Origin of the sequence: Streptomyces bugieae (assembly GCF_036352915.1) — a bacterium.
GTDB classification, from domain to species: Bacteria; Actinomycetota; Actinomycetes; order Streptomycetales; family Streptomycetaceae; genus Streptomyces; species Streptomyces endophytica.
The window spans coordinates 34,814-52,621 of sequence record NZ_JAZBJP010000033.1 but is presented as its reverse complement, the minus strand read 5'-3'; the positions used below and the strand labels follow the sequence as shown (position 1 = coordinate 52,621).

General features: G+C 74.4%; 11 protein-coding genes. All 11 read left to right on the top strand.

Annotation, left to right across the window (positions count from 1 at the left end; translation table 11 throughout):
* Nucleotides 1-5: 5 nt before the first annotated feature.
* The gene (locus V2J85_RS32995) at nt 6-3,542 is read left to right on the top strand and encodes an SAV_2336 N-terminal domain-related protein (RefSeq protein WP_330823638.1); all 3,537 of its coding nucleotides are present in this window, start codon (nt 6-8) and stop codon (nt 3,540-3,542) included.
* Between the two features lie 104 nt (nt 3,543-3,646).
* Nucleotides 3,647-3,886, top strand: a complete 240-nt coding sequence (locus V2J85_RS32990) for a YxD-tail cyclophane-containing RiPP peptide (protein ID WP_330823637.1) — start codon at nt 3,647-3,649, stop codon at nt 3,884-3,886.
* Between the two features lie 135 nt (nt 3,887-4,021).
* Nucleotides 4,022-5,197 carry an FxsB family cyclophane-forming radical SAM/SPASM peptide maturase gene (locus V2J85_RS32985; RefSeq protein WP_330823636.1) on the top strand — a complete coding sequence of 392 codons (1,176 nt, stop codon included), beginning with the start codon at nt 4,022-4,024 and terminating at the stop codon, nt 5,195-5,197.
* A 93-nt stretch (nt 5,198-5,290) separates the two neighbouring features.
* On the top strand, nt 5,291-8,296 hold the full coding sequence (fxsT, locus tag V2J85_RS32980; protein ID WP_261955735.1) for an FxSxx-COOH system tetratricopeptide repeat protein: 3,006 nt from the start codon (nt 5,291-5,293) through the stop codon (nt 8,294-8,296).
* 100 nt (nt 8,297-8,396) lie between these two features.
* Nucleotides 8,397-8,606 carry a YxD-tail cyclophane-containing RiPP peptide gene (locus V2J85_RS32975; protein WP_261955734.1) on the top strand — a complete coding sequence of 70 codons (210 nt, stop codon included), beginning with the start codon at nt 8,397-8,399 and terminating at the stop codon, nt 8,604-8,606.
* Entirely contained in the window at nt 8,603-9,835 is a 1,233-nt protein-coding gene (locus tag V2J85_RS32970) for an FxsB family cyclophane-forming radical SAM/SPASM peptide maturase (protein WP_330823635.1), read from the top strand. Before V2J85_RS32975 ends, V2J85_RS32970 begins: the two co-directional genes overlap by 4 nt.
* A 28-nt stretch (nt 9,836-9,863) precedes the next feature.
* Nucleotides 9,864-10,793, top strand: coding sequence for a DUF4231 domain-containing protein (locus V2J85_RS32965; protein ID WP_330823634.1), 930 nt, complete (start codon nt 9,864-9,866; stop codon nt 10,791-10,793).
* Nucleotides 10,790-12,070, top strand: a complete 1,281-nt coding sequence (locus V2J85_RS32960; protein ID WP_330823633.1) for a toll/interleukin-1 receptor domain-containing protein — start codon at nt 10,790-10,792, stop codon at nt 12,068-12,070. Before V2J85_RS32965 ends, V2J85_RS32960 begins: the two co-directional genes overlap by 4 nt.
* Nucleotides 12,067-13,068 carry a MoxR family ATPase gene (locus V2J85_RS32955; RefSeq protein ID WP_330823632.1) on the top strand — a complete coding sequence of 334 codons (1,002 nt, stop codon included), beginning with the start codon at nt 12,067-12,069 and terminating at the stop codon, nt 13,066-13,068. The genes V2J85_RS32960 and V2J85_RS32955 overlap by 4 nt, the downstream gene beginning before the upstream one ends.
* Nucleotides 13,069-13,082: 14 nt before the next feature.
* Nucleotides 13,083-14,054, top strand: coding sequence for a hypothetical protein (locus V2J85_RS32950; protein ID WP_330823631.1), 972 nt, complete (start codon nt 13,083-13,085; stop codon nt 14,052-14,054).
* On the top strand, nt 14,051-17,800 hold the full coding sequence (fxsT, locus tag V2J85_RS32945) for an FxSxx-COOH system tetratricopeptide repeat protein (protein WP_330823630.1): 3,750 nt from the start codon (nt 14,051-14,053) through the stop codon (nt 17,798-17,800). The genes V2J85_RS32950 and fxsT (V2J85_RS32945) overlap by 4 nt, the downstream gene beginning before the upstream one ends.
* The last annotated feature ends 8 nt before the right edge of the window (nt 17,801-17,808 follow it).

The following is a 17,808-nucleotide window of genomic DNA, read 5'->3' as shown; positions in this document are numbered from 1 at the left end:
GTGCGGTGCCCCTCGGGGAGCCCGGTCCAGGTCCCCTCGACGACCTCGTCGCCCGGCTGACCGCGGCGGGGCTGCCGCCCGATGCCCGCGGGATGGCCGACGCCCTCTGGCTCGCCCAGTGGATCACCCCGGATCCGTCCCGTGCCGACGGGACGGACGGGGGCGGCGGGACGGGTCGGGCCGACGGTGCTGACGGGGCCGGAGAGGCCGGTGCCGACGGCCGTCCCGACCGTGCGGATCCGGCCACTTTCCGGGTGGGTCCTCCCGCGTTACCGGGTCTGACGGGCGGGACGGGAACGTCGTCCGACGGCGACGGCTCCCCGGATCCGGCCGCCGACGGGGCCGCGTCCGCCGCCGCCCTCCGGGAGGCCGCCCGGCGCCGCGTCGCGGAGCTGCTGCCCGCCCGGCACGAGCACAGCGCCGACCCGGACCACCACCGCCTCGGCGAGGTCGCGGTCCCGATCGCCTCCGCGTTCCCCGGACTCCTGCCGCTGCAGCGTGCCCTGCGGCCGGTCCAGCGGTACCGCCCGCCGGCCGCCCCGGTCCGCCGCAAGCTGGACGAGCGGGCCACCGCCGAACTGTCCGCGCACGCCGAGATGGTCATCCCGGTGCTGCGCGGGGTGCACCGCCGCACGGCCGGGCTCCGGCTGCTGATGGACGGCTCGTCCTCGATGGCCGTATGGGAGCAGATGCTGCACGACCTGCGCCAGGTCTGCGAGCGGGTGGGCGCCTTCCGGGACGTCACGGTCCACTACCTCCATCCGCACGGCGCGGACGTCGGCGTCGCCGCGACCCCCGGCCCCGGCCGTCCGCTGCGCCCCGCCGACCAGCTGCACGACCCGACGGGCCACCACCTCACCCTCGTCGTCAGCGACTGCGCCGGCCCCCTCTGGCGCGACGGCCGGATGCAGCGGCTGCTGTACCGCTGGGCGGCCGACGCCCCGCTCGCCGTCGTCCAGCCGCTGCCGCAGCGGATGTGGGGACGGACGCTGCTGCCCGCCGTCGCCGGCACCCTGGTCCGGCGCCAGGGCCCGTACCAGGCCCTCGACTTCCGGCCCGCCCGGCGCCGTCGCCGGCCCGCCCCGCCACCGGGCACGGAGACCGAGCCGCCGCGCGAGCGGGCCGTCCCGGTGCTCGCCGCCACCCCGTCCGCGCTGGGCTCCTGGGCCCGGCTGGCCGCCGCGGACGCCGGTCTCTCGCTGCGCGGCGCGGCCTCCGTCGTCCGCGCCGACCACGGCGCCGAACCGCGCTCCGGCCCGCCGCCCGCGCCCGGGAGCGGCGAACCCTCCCGGATGGTCCGGGAGTTCGACCAACAGGCGTCGCCGGCCGCCCGGCTGCTCGCGGTGCACCTCTCCGCCGTGCCGCTCGCGCTGCCCGTCATCCAGCTCGTCCAGCGCGCGATGCTGCCCCAGACCGGGCCGGCCGAGCTGGCCGAGGTGCTGCTGAGCGGGCTGGTCGTGCAGGTGCCGCCGGAGGAGTTCCCGCCGGGGGAGCGCATCCCGGGCGGCGGCCCCCCGGAGGAGCGGCTCGCGGCGACCGGCCCCTGGTACGACTTCGTGCCCGGCGTACGGGACGCACTGCTCGCCCGGCTCAGCGCGGGCGAGGCCGCGCTGGTGCTCAAGCACTGCTCGCTCTACATCGAGCGCACCTTCGGCCGCAGCGCGCGCAATTTTCCCGCGGTCGCCGTGGCCATGCTGTCCGGCAGCGGCCGGGAGCCGGAGACCGGACAGCGGGCGGTGCCCGAACCGTTCGCCCGGGTCTCCGAACGCGTCCTGCGCCGCTTCGAACCGGCGCTGCGCCCGCCCGACCGGCGGCCGTACGCCTCCGACGGACCGGCGGCGGACGGCGCCGCCCTCCTGGAGCGCTACGAACAGGACCGCGCCGTCCGCGATCTGATCGCGGCGGTCCGGCTGCTGCGGGCCGCCGCGGAACGCCTCCCGCCGGCCGGCACGGACCTCGCCCGGGCGCTGCTGCACGCCTGGGCGGAATGGCGGCAGCCGGACGCCCTGGAGGAGGCGGAGCGGGCGGTGCGCGCGGCGGAACGCGCCCTGGGGGCGGCGTCCCCCGCGGACACCGCGGAAGGCGACGGCTCCCGGGACGGCATCGGGGGCGACGACGCCGGCGCGGCCGAGCGGACCCGGGTGCTGATCGTGCTCGGCCGGGTCGCCCACGCCCGCGCCCGGGAGCGCCGCGCCGCCGGTGACCCGGCCGGGGAGCGCACCGCGCTCGCCGAGGCCGCCCGCCGACTGGACGCCGCCTGCGGGCTGATGAGCCTGCTCGACCCCCGGGTCCTGGAGAGCATGGTGCTGCGCACCGAGGTCCTGCGCCGCCTGGCCGCCCTGCCGGAGACGGCCGTCCCGGAGCCCGCCGCGACCCCGCCGTCGGCCGGCCGCACCGGTCCGGACGGGACCCCGGCACCACCGCTCCCCCCGGATCCGCTCGACGAGGCGGAGCGCTCCCTCACCACCCTCCTCGACCGCTGGCCCAGCGGGGAGCAGGTCCCCGGCGAGGTCTACGCCGCCCGCGGCGGGGTGCTGCTCGACCAGGCCCGCCGGGCCGCTGCCGGCCGGCCCGAGGCGCCCGGCGCGGCCCGTCCCGCCGAGGCGCTCGCGGTGCGCGCCGCCGACGACCTCGACACCGCCACCGTCCTGCTGCGCCGCCGCGGCGGCGACGCCGACCGTCTGGTGTGCGAGACGCTGCTGGACCTCGCGGCGGCCCGCCGGCTGGGCGACGGCGCGGGGCTGCCGTCCGTGCTCTCCACCCTGGAGCGGGCCCGGGCGCTCGCGCGGTCCCTCGGCGACCCGGTGCTGGAGGCCGACAGCCTGCGCCGGATCGCCGCGGCCCAGCGCGCCGTTCATACCCGTACCGGCGCGCTCGCGGCCCTGGACGCGGCGATCGACGCGCTCGCCGCCGCGCTCCGGCTGACCGCACCGGACACCCCCGCACACAGCTCGCTGCTCGCCGAACGCGGTGCCGCGCTGCTGCTGCGGGCCCGCCAGGAGCCGGCCGAGGAGCCCGGCCGGCGGCTGGCCGACGAGGCGGTGCACGTCCTGCGCGAGGCGCTGGCCAGGGTCGCGCCGCAGGACCCCGATCTCGGCAGTCACCGGCTGCTGTTCGGCCGGGCGCTGCGGCTGCGCCACGAGCGCCGGCCCTCGGTCGCCGATCTGCACGAGGCCGACTGGATCCTGGAACTGGCCGCCCGGGGCGCCGGGGTGCCGGACGTGGTGTGTGCCGAGGCGTGGATCGAGGTCGGGGACGTGCAACTGCTGCTGGACCGCCGGTTCGGCTCCCGCGAGCGCCACGACCGCGCCGCCGCCTGCTACCGCCGCGCCGCCGCGGCCGCCGGCCGGGCCGGCAGCGCCCTGCTGGCCGCCCGCGCCCACCACCGCCGGGGCGAGGTCCTCGAAGTCACCGCCGGCCCCCGCTCCGCGCTCCAGGCCTACCGCGAGAGCTGGGAACACTGGCAGCGCACCGCCGCCGACCCGGGCCCCGAGGCGCAGCGCACCCGCGCCCGTATGCGCGCCCTCGAACCCCCCGCCTGAGCCCCCGGCACCCCCGGCCGGCCGTCCGGCCGCCGCCGCCCGCACGTGTTTCCGTGGACCGGAGTCCGGGAACACCCCCGTCCAGCCGGCCAGAGGAGAGCAGCGTGGCGAACACCCCCCGCACCGAACCGGCTGCGGCCGCCCCGGCCGGGCCGTCGGTCGAGCCGCTGCCGGATTTCGCGGCGGTCGATGTGGGTGCGTTGTCCGAGCTGACGTCCCATCCGGTGCTCCGGGAAGTGGCGGGCCTGCTGCTCCGCAACTGGCTGACGGAGGACGAGGCGGTGGCCTATTACGACGACGGCCCTTCCCATGTGGGTCTGCGGCGCTCTCCCCGCAACGATTGATTCTGGGCAATAGGTTAAAGAATTCGGCCAGTTATCGATCGGAATTGATTGCTTTTTTCCGGGCTGAGCCAGACATGGAGCAGCGGGCGTCGACGGGTGTCCAGGGAACCTCGGCCCAGGCAGGGGGGCGGCGTCGTGCTGCGCAGAACCGACCGGGGCACCACGGCCCCCTTCCGGCAATTCGTGCTCAAGCTGCACAGCCGGTGCAATCTGGCGTGCACGTACTGCTACCTCTACACCGGTCCGGACCGCAGCTGGCAGAGCCGGCCGCTGACCGTACGGCCGGACACCGTGCGCCAGACCGCCCACCGGATCGCCGAACACGTCAGCGCCCACCACCTCCCCGACATCCGCATCGATCTGCACGGCGGGGAGCCGCTGCTCACCGGACCGGGCCCGCTCCTGGAACAGGCGCAGGCCATCCGCGCGGCGGTGCCCGCGTACTGCGCGGTGAGCTTCGGCGTCCAGACCAACGGGACCCTCCTCACCGCCGCCGGCCTGAACACCCTGGCCGACGCGGGGTTCCTGGTCGGGCTCAGCCTGGACGGCGGCACCGCCGGCCTGAACCACCGCCGGGTCGACCACGCGGGCCGGCCCTCCTGGCCCGCGGCCGCCCGCGCGGCCCGACTGCTGGCCGCCCGGCCCGACGCGTTCGCCGGCATCCTCTGCACCGTCGACCCCGCCACCGACCCCGGGCAGGTCCACCGGAGCCTTTGCGCCCTGTCCCCGCCGATGCTCGACTACCTGCTGCCGCACGCCAACTGGTCCAGCCCGCCGGCCCTTCCGGCCCGGCCCGCGGGCCCCACACCGTACGGTGACTGGCTCTGCGCGGTGTTCGACCTGTGGTGGGACGGGCCGGCGCCCGGGCCCCGGATACGGCTGTTCACCGAGATCATCGGGCTGCTCCTGGGGAGGCCCAGCTCCACCGAGGCGGTCGGACTGTCGCCCGTGGTCGCCCTGGTGGTGGACACCGACGGCGCCATCGAGCAGGTGGACTCGCTCAAGTCCGCCTACGACGGTGCCGCCGCCACCGGTCTGGACGTCTTCCGGCACAGCTTCGACCAGGCCCTCGCCCACCCCGGCCTGGCGGCCCGGCAACAGGGCCTGGCCGGCCTCGGTGAGCAGTGCCGGGCCTGCCCGCTGGTGACGGTCTGCGGGGGCGGCAACTACGCCCACCGCTACCGCGACGCCGGCAGCGGCTTCCGCAACCCGTCCGTCTACTGCGCCGACCTGGAGCGGCTGATCCGCCACGTCGCAAGCCGGGTGAACGCCGCGCTGACGCCCAACTGGCGGCGTGCCGACATGACCTGACGCACAGTCGACGAATCGGTGCACACTTGGGTTATCGTGCCAGCCAGCTCGCGCATGCTTTGACGCACCGCTTATCGCAGGGGAGACGGTCGCATGGCCGATCAGACCGGTTCCGCCGGCTCCGCAGACCACGTCACGATCAGTTATGCGGGCTTCGCCAGGCCCTGGGCCGCCTGGCTCTCGCACCAGCTGGAGCAGCTGAACTACGGCACGACCCTGCTGCGCTGGGACCCTCGGGCGGACACCGCGCTGGCCGAGGAACTGTCCGGTCTGCTGGAGGCCGAGGGCCGGCTCCTGATGGTGCTGGACGACTGGTACTTCCGGCTGGGCCCCAAGACCCAGGACGAATGGACCACCGCCCTGCGCGAGGTGGTGCAGCCGCACGCCGACCGGTTCGCGGCGGTGAGCGTCGCGACCCAGAGCCTGCCCGCCACGGCCTCCCTGCTGCGGCCCGCCGACCTCCGGGACCTCGACGCCCGCGAGGCCAACCGCCGGGTACTGAACCGGCTCGGCATCACCGCCACGCTCCCGGCGGGGCACGAGCCGGCCCCCGGAGCACCGCGCTTCCCGAACGACCCGCCCGAGGTCTGGAACATTCCCCGCCGCAACAACCGCTTCACCGGCCGGGACAACGTCCTCGAAGAACTCCACAACAAGCTGGCCGGCTCCGGAGCCGCCGGTTCCGGCCCGCCGCAGGAGACCCGGATCGCGCTGTACGGCATCTCCGGCGTCGGCAAGAGCCAGATCGCGGCCGAGTACGCGCACCGGTTCGGCAACGACTACGACGTGGTGTGGTGGATCAGCGCCACCCACCGCGGCGCGGCGCGCGAGCAGCTCGCCGAGCTGGCCTCCCGGCTCGGCCTGCCGGTCGGCCAGGAGATCGGCGACCGGATCAGGGCGGTGCACGAGGCGCTGCGCACCGGACGCCCCTACCGCCGCTGGCTTCTGATCTTCGACAGCGCCGACGACATGGAGCAGATCGAGGACCTCGTCCCGGACGGCCGGGGCCACGTCCTGATCACCACGCTCACCCGTGACTGGTCCGGCTCCGGCAGCGCCCAGGAGATCGAGGTGCTGCCCTTCACCCGGGTCGAGAGCGTCGCCTACGCCCGGCGCCGCGCCCCGCGGCTGACGCCCAGGGACGCCGACGACCTGGCGGACGCGGTGCAGGACCTGCCCCTGCTGCTGGCGCAGACCGCGGCCTGGCTGGACGCCAACCCGATGCCGCCCCGGGAGTACATCGAACTGATCCGGCGGGGCGAGCCCAGTCTCGTCGGGATCCGCATCTCCACCGACTACCCGATGGCCTTCCAGACCAGTTGGGCCATAACCCTCAACACCCTCCGGGAACGCAGCCCGGCCGCGGTCGAACTCCTCAAACTGTTCGCCTTCTTCGCGCCGGACGCCATCCCGGTGCCCAAACTGGCCAAGGCCCGCCGCGGCGACCTGCCCGAGCACCTGGCCGATCTCGCCGCCGAACCGATCAGCTGGAACACCGCGCTGCGCCGGCTGACCGAGTCCACCGCGGTACGCCTCGACTACCAGAACTCCCAGGACTCCGACCCGGCCGTCGAAACCGCGCAGATGCACCGGCTCTACCACCGCTTCCTGCGCAGCGACATGTCCGAGGACGAACGCGACAAGCTGTCCGCGACGGCCTGCCGGGTGCTGGTCTCGGCCGATCCCCAGAACCCGTTCGACACCCGCGAGTGGGACCGCTACGCCGAGCTCATCCCGCACCTGGAGCCGGCCGGTGCGCTGGACAGCGCCGAACCCGCGGTCCAGGGTCTGGTCATCAACTGCGTCGAATACCTCCGGGTGCGCGGCGAGTACCGCATGGGCCTCCGGCTGTGCGAACAGTTCATGTTCCGCTGGAAGAACCGGCTCGCGCCCACCCACCGCACCATGCTCGTCCTGACCCACCAGCACGCCAACATGCTGCGCCGGCTGGGCCGGTACCGCGAGGCCGAGGCGGTCGGCAGCGCGATCGTGGACGAGCTGGAGACCGAACGCGGCGAGTCCGATGCCGATCTGCTGCGGGCCAAGGACGGCCTGGCCGGCACGCTCATGACCCTCGGCGCGTACGAGCGGGCCTGCGCCCTCTTCGAGGAGGTCGCCGGCCGGTACACCGAGTTGCTCGGTCCCGAATCACCGCGCGCGGTCGCCTCCCGCAACAACCTCGCCATCGCCCTGGGCCTGCTCGGGCGCTACGAGAAGGCGCTGGTCCTGCTCCGCGAGGTGGTCACGATCCGCGAGCGCGAGCTGCGCGCCCGCCACCACCTCACGCTCGGCACCGGCACCCTCTACGCCCGGATGCTGCGGCTGACCGGACGGTACCGCGACGCCCTCTCCCGCCAGGAGCTTAACGCCCGGCTGCACCGCCAGGTCATGGGACGCCACACCCCGCAGACCCTCCGGGCCGAGCACAACCTCGCCCTGTGCATGCGCCGCATGGGCGAGACCGCGCAGGCCGAGGCACTGCTGCCGGACGTGGTCGAACGCAGCAAGCGGGTGCTGGGCGCCCGGCACCCGGACACCCTCATGATGATGGCCGACCACGCCACGTTCCTGCGCGAACACGGCGACCTCGGACGGGCCCGGGAGCTGGCCGAGGAGGTGGCCGAGCGCTACCGCGCCCTGGTCGGGGACCAGCACCCGTACACCCTGGGCACGCTGGGCAACGTCGGGCTCGTCCGGTCGGAATTCGGCGAGCACGCCCAGGCCCTGGCCCTCGCGGCGGAAGCGCTCGCCGGGATGACCGCGGCGGTGGGCCCCGACCACCCCTGGACCCTGGGATGCGCCCTGAACGCGGCCGCGGCCCGCAACCGCGCCGACGACGAGGAAGGCGCCGTCGAGCTCGGCCAGGACATCGTGCGGCGGGCCGCGGAAGTGCTCGGCGACACCCATCCGCTGACCCTGTCCGCCAAGACCGCGCTCGCCGACGACCTGCGGGCCCTGCGCCGCGCCAGGGACGCCGCGAAACTGGAGCAGGAAGCCGTCCAGCAGCTCATCGAGACCCTGGGCGCCGAACACCCCCACACCGTCTCGGCCCGGCGCCGGCGCCGGCCGTACTGGGACTTCGAGCCCCAACCGGTCTAGGGGGTGCGTACTACGATGGGGGCTTCTCACCGGGCGATGAGCGCCGACGAGCGTCGCAGCGGAAGGGACACTCCGTGTCGGCCCCACTGGAGGGAGCATTGTGTCGGATCCTCGAGGCGGCGCCCGGCCGGCGGAGGCCGGTCCTGGGGGAGGCGCGCTGTCCGTCAGGAACGCGCACGATCTGATGGCCCTGCAACAGCGGGTGTCGCATCCGGTGCTGGCGGATGTGCTGAGCGTCCTCGGCGACCGGGTCCGTAGCGAGCCCGTTCCCGTCGCGTACTACGAGGACGGCCCGGGCCTGGTGCTGTGAACGCCGCCGCGACCGACCCGCACGGCCCGGCGCCCTGGCCGCACGCCCTTCTGGACGTGGCCGCCCTGCGCCGGGCGGGGGCGCGGCCGGTGCCGTTCCGGCAGTTCGTCCTCAAGGTGCACAGCCGGTGCAATCTGGCCTGCACCTACTGCTACGTCTACCACGGGGCCGACAGCAGCTGGCGGAGCCGCCCGCACCGGGTCGGCGACGAGGTGCTGCGGCGCACCGCCCACCGGATCGCGGAGCATGTCGCCGCGCACGACCTGACGCAGATCCGGGTGGAACTGCACGGCGGGGAGCCCTTGTTGTCCGGCCCCGGGACGCCGGTCCGGGTCGCGTCGCTCGTGCGGGGCGCCGTCCACGAGGCGGTCGGGAAGCGCTGCGCGGTGCGGGTGAGCGTCCAGACCAACGGCACATTGCTCACCGAGCGCACCCTCTCCGAACTGGCCGCGGCGGACATCGGCATCGGCGTCAGCCTGGACGGCGGCGCGCCGCACCACAACACCAGCCGGGTCGATCACGCCGGCCGTCCTTCCTGGCCCGCGGTCACCCGCGGCCTGCGTCGGCTGGCCCGGTACCCGGCCTCCTACGCGGGCATCCTGTGCACCGTCGACCTGGCGCACGACCCGGTCGAGACCTATGCCTCCCTGCTCGCCTTCGATCCGCCGGCCATCGATCTGCTGTTGCCCCACGCGAACTGGGCGGCGCCGCCGCCCGGGATCGCCGACCCGCACGCGGCGCATCGGGCGACGCCGTACGCCGACTGGCTCGCCGCGGCCTTCGACGCGTGGTTCGACGCGGACCGCGCGGCGGTGCGGGTGCGGTTGTTCACGGAGGTCATCGGGCTGCTGCTCGGGGTGCCGAGCGCCGCCGAGGCGATGGGGATCTCGCCGCTGGCCGCGGTGGTGGTGGACACCGACGGCGCCGTCGAGCAGGTCGACTCGCTGAAGACGGCCTACGAGGGAGCCCCCGTCATGGGCCTCCACGTCGACCGCAACAGCTTCGACGACGCGCTGGAACACCCGGGCACCGCGGCCCGGCAGCTGGGGATGCGGGCACTGGCACCCTCGTGCCGGACGTGTCCGGTCGTACGGGTGTGCGGCGGAGGGAATTACGCCCACCGTTACCGGCCCGGCAGCGGGTTCCGGCACCCGTCCGTCTACTGCGCGGACCTGGCGGCGTTCATCCGGCATGTGGACGCCAGGCTCCAACGAGTACTTGTTGCCTAGCGCATGAGTGGCCCGCCAAAATCGGGTGATGGCCGGATTCGGGGGAACAGGCGGCAGGGACGACTTATCGGTCGTGGCCCTGGTGTGGCGGGCGCAGAGCGTCTGGTCACAGGCGGCGAACACGCTCAAGGCCTCGGTGGAGCGGTGGCGCACGACCGGTCTGCTGTGCGGCCTCGCGACGGCCGGTCTCGGTGTGACGTCGTCCCAAACCCTCGGTCCGGTACCGGCGTTGGGCAAGGCGGTGGCGCTCCTGGCCTCCCTCACGGCGGCCGGGGCCGCGTTCGCGCTGAAGAGGGCATCGGCGCGGCACCTGTCCGAGTGGGTGCGGGCACGTTCCGTCGCGGAGGTGCTCAAGAGCGAGAGCTACCTCTATCTCGCCGGCCTCGGCCCCTACCGGTCGCGGGCCGGCGCAGCCGCCGCGGAGGAGCTGACCCGCCGCACACAGCGGGTCCTGGACGCGGCCTCGGACCTGTCCCGGCACACCCGCGACATCGAGGCGGCCGTGCGTGACCTGCCGCCCGTCACCGGCGGCGAGTCCTACGTCAGTGAGCGACTGGCGCGGCAACTCACCGACTACTACCGGCCCAAGGCGCGCGCCATGGCCCGCAAGGTGTCGACGACGGAGCGGGCGGAAGGCGCTCTGGCACTCCTCTCGGTCGTCCTCGGCGGGGTCGCGGGCACGTTCGGCGTGGACGAGGCGGCCGCGTGGATTCCGGTCGTGGCCACCGCGGCCGGGACCGTGACCGCGCACGCGGCGGCCGCGAAGTACGCGTACCAGGAGATGGAGTTCTCCCGTACCGCCGCCCAACTCGACCACCTGATCCGGCAATGGGCCGCGGGCGGCCGTACGGAGGCGGAGACCCAGCGGCTCGCGGAGCAGGGGGAGCACGTCATCTCGATCCAGAACGAGGCCTGGATGGCGAAATGGACGTCGGAGTCGGGGCAGGACCAAGGGTGATCAAGGTGTTCCTCAGCCACAGCTCCAAGGCCGACCCCCATGCGCGCGAGGTGCGCGAGCTGGTGGCGCACGGCCTCAGGCGGCGCGGATACGACGTCCTCGTGGACGTCGAGGGACTGTCGGAGGGGGAGGAGTGGCGGGCCCGGGTCTACCACTGGCTCGCGGAGTGCGAGGCCGCCGTCGTCCTGGTGAACCGGCACGCGCTGGAGTCCGAGTGGGTACGCAAGGAGGCCGCGCTCCTCATGTGGCGGCGCTTCTTCAACCCGGCGCTCCATGTCGTGCCGGCCCTGGTGGGCGGGGTGACGGCACGTGAACTGAGCGCTTCGGGGCTGCGTGAGCTCGGCGCGCTCCAGGCGGCCCGGCCGCCGTGCCGGGGCGTCGCACCCGCCGAAGAGGCCGCCGCCGTCCTGGCCGGCTTTCCCGAGGTGCCCGTCCGGGGGAACGGCGACGTGGTCGGCGAATGGGTCGAGAACATCGCCGCCCAGCTCCGGCAGGTCTGGACGCCGGAACGGCTGACGAAGTTCGGGGAGGCGCTCGACCTGCCGCCGGACGACGTGGCCAGGGCGACCGCACCGGTCGCCGGGCACGGCTTCCTGGCGGCCCAGATGTTGCACACCCACGAGGTGGCCCGCCTCGGACGGGTCATCGAAACCATCAGGTACCACATCGACGAGGTCCCGCTGGGGCATCTGGTCACCCTGACCCTGCCGGTGTGGGTGGACGCCGGCTCCGCACGGCACGTGCTGCCGGCCGGGCAGGGGGCGCACCGGCGGACCGTGGTGCTCAACGTCCGCAACCCGGACACCGGGACGTACTACCTGAGCCGCGCCTACTGCGTCGACTCCAGCAAGTACCTGTACACCGTCGCCGGGCTGGGCAGCCTGGGGGAGGAGGACGAGGAAACCGCACTGCGGGCGGAGTGCGAGCGTGCGGTGAAGCACCTCCTGGGGATGCACCAGCAGGACCGGTGGGAGGACGCCGTCGAGGAGCGGGAGCGCAGCTCCTATCTGATCCTGGATGCCCGGCGCCTGACCCTGGAGCAGGCCGGGCGGGTGGTCTCCTGGATGCACGACCGGGTCGCCTGGCTGCACATCCTGCTGATCCCGCCCCAGCCGGTCGCCCCGCGCGACCAGTGGCCCGCGGGGCTCCGGGAGGCACTGTTGCTGGAACCCCCCTTCGGCGCCGATGACGAACAGCTGGCCGTCCGTGAGGCGCGCCGCATGACCGAACGACGGGACGCCGCCCGATCCGCGTCCGCAGGCTGGAGAAGACCGTGACCCATGTGCCCGAAGAGCGCCCGGCGAGCACGACGGGCGGGCTCGACACACCTGACCGCACCGACGGGCTGGTGTACGTGATGTCCGAGGAGATCGAGTTCGCGGTGGAGGTGGCGCTGGCCACCGGACGACCGCTGCTGCTGAGCGGTGCGCCCGGTTCGGGGAAGTCCTCGCTCGCCCCGCGGGTGGCACGGCTGCGCAACTGGCGCTACTACGAACACGTCGTCACCTACCGCACCCAGCCCCGGGACCTGCTCTGGAGCTTCGACAGCGTGCGGCGTCTCGGGGACGCGCAGGTGCCGAGGCCGGACGGGCCGGTGCGGGAGGACGCCGATTACGTGCAGCCGGGTGTGCTCTGGTGGGCCCTGGCGCCCCGGTCGGCCCGCCGCCGCGGCCGCCCGCCGGGCCGGTACGACGGCGAGGGCTGGCCCGATCCGTTCCGCGAGATCAACGAGGGCCGCGACCCGGACTGCGCGGTCGTCCTCATCGACGAGATCGACAAGGCGGAGCCCGATGTGCCCAACAGCCTGCTCGTCCCGCTCGGTTCGCACCGCTTCATCGTGGCCGAAACGGGCGCGGTGATCAGTACCGAGCCGGCCCGGCGGCCGGAGGTGACGGACCGGGCCCGCCACCTCATCGTCATCACCACCAACGAGGAGCGGGAACTGCCGCAGGCCTTCAAGCGCCGCTGCGTCGACCTCACGCTCTCCGAGCACGGCGAGGACCTGCTCGTCCGCATCGCCCTGGCGCACCTCGCCCAGTGGCCCGGTGGTCTCGGCAGCGGCGACGAGGAACTGGCGGCGACGATCGCACACGAGCTGATGAAGGTGCGCGCACAGGCGCTCGCGGACGGCGTGCGCAGCCCCAGCACCGCCGAATACCTCGACGCCGTACGGGCCTGCCGGGCACTGGCCATCCGGCCCGGCTCCGCACAGTGGCGGCGGCTGGTCCCCCTGCTGCTGGTCAAGCGGCAGCAGGCGACGGGCGGGCTGGTGTGACGGGTGCGAGGGGTGTGAGAGGTGAGGCCTGGCTGGCCGACCTGGTGCGGGCGGCCCACCAGCTCGGGGTGACCACCGACGCCGAGTGGGCCGGGCTCGCCGCGCTCCTGGGGCTGGGCGGGACCGCCACGGCCTGCGAGCCCCTCGGAGGCCGGCCCGCCGGTACGGTTCCCGCTGTGCCCGACACGGGTCCCGCCACCGCCCAGCAGACCACCGGCACGGCCGAGGACCCGGCAGGTCACCCCGCCGGGCCCGAAGCGGAACCGGCCGACGACCCCGAGACCGCGCTGCTCACCCCCGTCGACCGGGCCGCCCCCCGGGCCTTCGGCTGGACGGTCGACCCGCTGCCCCCGCCCCGGGACCCGAGCGAACCGGCGGACCCGCCACCCCACATGCCGCTGTTCGCACCCCGCTCCACCGCGGCCCTGCTGCGCACCGCGCTGGCCCGGATCACCATGGAGGGCGAGCTGGACTTCGACCGGGCGACCGAACAGGTGGCCCAGGCCAGGCCGCTCACCGAGATCCCGCGTCGCCCGCTGCCCACCCTGCGCCACGGCGTGCAGATCCTCGCCGATGTCTCGGCCTCCATGGAGCCCTTCGCCCGGGACGTCGAGGACGTGATCGCCAGGGTGCGGGCGGTGGTCGGCGCGGCGGGAACCCAGGTGCTGCGCTTCGCGGATCTGCCGACGCGCGGTGCCGGCACCGGGTCCCGGGGCACCTGGCAGCCCTACACCCCGCCACGGCCCGGTACCCGGGTGCTCATCCTCTCCGACCTCGGTGCCGGCGGCCCCGTCTTCCACCCCTGGCGGGCGACCGCCGCGCAGTGGGAAGCGACGGTCGCCACCATCCGCCGGGGCGGCTGCGAGGCGATCGCCTTCGTCCCCCTGCCCGAACACCGCTGGCCCAGGAGCTGGCGACGCCTCCTCCCCGTCGTCGCCTGGGACCGCGGCACCACCGTCAGCAAGGTGAAAGGGGCACGGAGGTGAGCGCCGCCACCGGCCGGCCCGACCGCGAACTGGCCGTGCTGCTGAGCATCGCGACGCGTATCGAGCCCGAACTGATGCGGGCCGTACGGCTGACCGTGGCGCCGCGGCTGGACGTCGCGGCCGAGACCGATCTGTGGTTCGGCGGCCTGGTCGACCGGCGCAGCTTCGGCTCGATCTCCCTCAGGGAGGACCTGCTGCCCAGCCTGCGCGAGGACCTCGGTCGGCGGCTGGCCGCCGCGCCCCCGCAGAGCGCACTGCACGGCCTGGGGGACGTCACCGAGCGCGTCCACCGGGATCTCTCGCCGGCGCTCCGCGCCGAGGAACGCGCCGTATGGCTGGCGGTGCGCGGCGGGCCGGACGCCGAGGCAGGGATCGAGGACAGCCTGCGGCCCGCGCTGCGTGCCCTGCTCGTGGAGGGCCGTACCGGTATCGCCCGCTGGTTCGCCGGAGCCTGGGAGCGCCTCCCGGAGGAGGTGCGGCGCACCCCGGCGGCCTGGCAGTTGGCCGCCGTCTCCGCCGCACGGCTCCCGGACGGCGTTCCCCCACCACGGCCCCGGCGGCTCACCTTGCACCACGTCGAGATCATCGCCGAGCACCTCCCCGAAACCCTGCTGCACCTCGTCCGTACCCCCACCCACCTGCTGCTCGGCGAGGTCCGCGGACGGCCCGGAGCCCGGGCCGTGCGGGTGCCGGACAGCGATCCACGGGTGGTCGACCTGATCACCGCGTCCGGCAGCCGGACCCTGCTGATCGGCGCCGGGGAGACCGTCGAGACCTGGGTCGGCGACCAGGGGGTGCGGCTGGTGGGCGGGGACGGCGCGGTCTACGAGATCCCCGCGCCCCTGGGTGCGCTGTTCGGCCTCTCGGGTGCGACCGGATGTCGCGCGGACCTGCCGGATCCGGCCGCGGAATCCGGCCCGGTCACGGTCATCAGCTACGCGGGCTCCGCCCGCCCCTGGGCCGCGTGGATCTCCCAACAGCTGGCGCAGCTGGGCCGTGCCGCGGTCCTACGGCGCTGGGACCCACCGGCGGACACCCAACTGGCGGCGGAACTGGAGCAGTTGCTGGGGGACCAGGACCGGGCCCTGATGGTGCTGGACGACGCCTACTTCCGGCTGGGCGGGAAGACTCCGGAGGAGTGGGACGCCGCGCTCCGCGAGGTCGTACCGCCGCACGCCGACAGGTTCGCCGCCGTGAGCCTGTCGTACGGCGGCCTGCCGGCCGCGGTAGGGCTGCTCCGCCCCGCGGACCTGAGGGGACTGGACGAGAACGGGGCGCGGGAGCGCCTCCGGCGACGTCTGGGGGTCGATTCGTCGGACGCGCCGGCCGTTGCGCGGGACGAGGGACCGCTCGCGGCGGCCCGCTACCCCGACGACCCTCCCGCGGCATGGAACGCGCCGCGCAGGAACCGGCGCTTCACGGGACGCGATGCCTTGCTGGAGGAGCTCAACCAGCGCTTCACCGCGGCCGGCGACCGCCGGATGTGTGTGCTCCGCGGGATGTCCGGGGTCGGCAAGAGCCAACTGGCCGCGGAGTACGCGCACCGCTTCGGCAACGACTACGACGTGACCTGGTGGGTCAGCTGCACGCACCGGGGGGCCGCGCGCGAGCAGCTGGCGGACCTGGCCGGGCGGCTGGGACTGCCGGTGGGCCCGGAGATCGGCGCCCGGATCAGGGCCGTGCACGACGCCGTCCGGACCGGGCGCCCGCACCGCCGGTGGCTGATCGTCTTCGACAGCGCGGACTACCGGGAGCAGATCGACGACCTCGTACCCGACGGCCGCGCGCACATCCTGATCACCTCGCTCTCCCGCGACTGGGCCGAGATCGCCGAGGAGGTGGAGGTCCGTCCCTTCACCCGTGCGGAGAGCATCGCCTACATCAGCCAGCGGGCGCCCCGGCTGTCCCCCGAGGAAGCGGACGACCTCGCGGGCGCGGTCCAGGACCTGCCGCTGCTGGTGGCGCAGACCGCCGCGTGGCTGGACGGCAACCCGCTCCCACCGGGGGAGTACATCCAGGTCCTGCGCGCAGGCGCCCCCGGAACGGTCGGCATCCGCATCGACGCCGACTACCCGATGGCCTTCCAGACCAGCTGGGCGATCACCCTCAACACCCTGCGCGAACGCAGCCCCGTGGTGCTCTTCCTGCTGAAACTGCTGGCCTTCTTCGCGCCGGACGACATCCCCGTGCATCTGCTCGCCGAGAGCCGGCCCACCGATGTGCCCGAACCGCTGACGGGTGTGGTGGCCGACCCGCTGATGTGGTCGACGGCGCTGCGCACGCTGACGGAATCCAGCGCGGTACGCCTGACCGACCGGGGAAGGCAGGGGCCGGGGCAGACCGCGCAGATGCACCGGCTCTACCACCGCTTCCTCCGCGCGGAGCTGACCGAGGGGGAACTGGCCGAACTGTCGGAAGCCGCCTGCCGGGTGCTGGCCTCCGCCGATCCGCAGGTCCCCGCCGACACCGCGCGGTGGGAACGCTACGCCGAGCTGATCCCGCATCTGGAACCCTCGGGCGCCCTGGCATCACAGCACCCGCAGGTCCAGGAACTGGTCGTCAACTGCGTCGAGTACCTGCGGGTGCGCGGCGAACACGCCACGGGGTTCCAGCTGTGCGAGCGGGCCCTGGGCGCCTGGAACCAGATGATGGCCCCGACGCATCCGAAGGTGCTGGTACTGAGTCACCAACTGGCCAACATGCTGCGGAGGTTGGGCCACTACCGCAAGGCGGAGCAGGTGGGCGGCGAGATCGTGGCACGGCTGGCCGCCGAGCGCTCTCCGGACAGCCCCACGCTGCTGCGGGCCAAGGACGGCCTGGCCGGAACCCTGATGGCGCTCGGCGCCTACGAGCGGGCCCGGCAGCTGTTCGAGGAGGGCTGGCGGTCCTTCGCCGTCTCGCTCGGGGACCGGGCGCCCCGCACCCTGTCCTCACGCGCCAACCACGCCATCGCGCTCGGACTGCTGGGCCGCTACGAGGAGTCGCTCGCCGCCCACCGCGACGTGCTGGAGATCCGGGAGCGGGACCTCGGCCCCCGCGACCCGCTGACCCTCAACGCGGCCACGTCCCACGCCCAGATGCTGCGGCTGCTCGGCCGGTACGAGGAGGCCCTGTCCCGCCAGGAGAGGAACGTGGCCCTGCACCGAACGGTGATGGGCGCACACCATCCGCAGACGCTGCGCGCCCTGCACGACCTCGCCCGGTGCCGCTGGCGCTCGGACGGCCCGGACCGGCCGCGCATGGCGGAGCTGGTCAGGCGCTGCGTGCGCGTGCACGGCGCGCACCACCCGGAGACCCTGATGGTGCGGGCCGACGAAGCCATGCTGCTGCGCCGGCGCGGCCGGCTCGCCGAGGCGCGGGAACGGGCCGAGTCGGTCGCCCAGGGCTACCTGGACCTGCTCGGCGCGGGCCACCCGTACACGGTGGGTACCCGCGGCAACGTCGGTCTCGTACTGCAGGACATCGGGGACCGTGACGCGGCGCTGGACCACGCGGTGCGCGCGCACCGTGACATGGAGCGTGCCGTGGGCCCCGACCATCCCTGGACACTGGGCTGCGCGGTGAACGCGGCGAACGCCCGGAGCCTCGTCGGGCAGGTGGTGGACGCGGCCGAGCTGAGTGGCACGACCGCGCAGCGGGCGGCGCGGACGTTGGGCGGCACCCATCCCCTGAGCCTCGCCTCCAGGACGGTCGCAGGCCCCCGTCGCCGATCCTCCGGCTGGGACTTCGAGCCGCAGCCCATCTGACCGGAGCA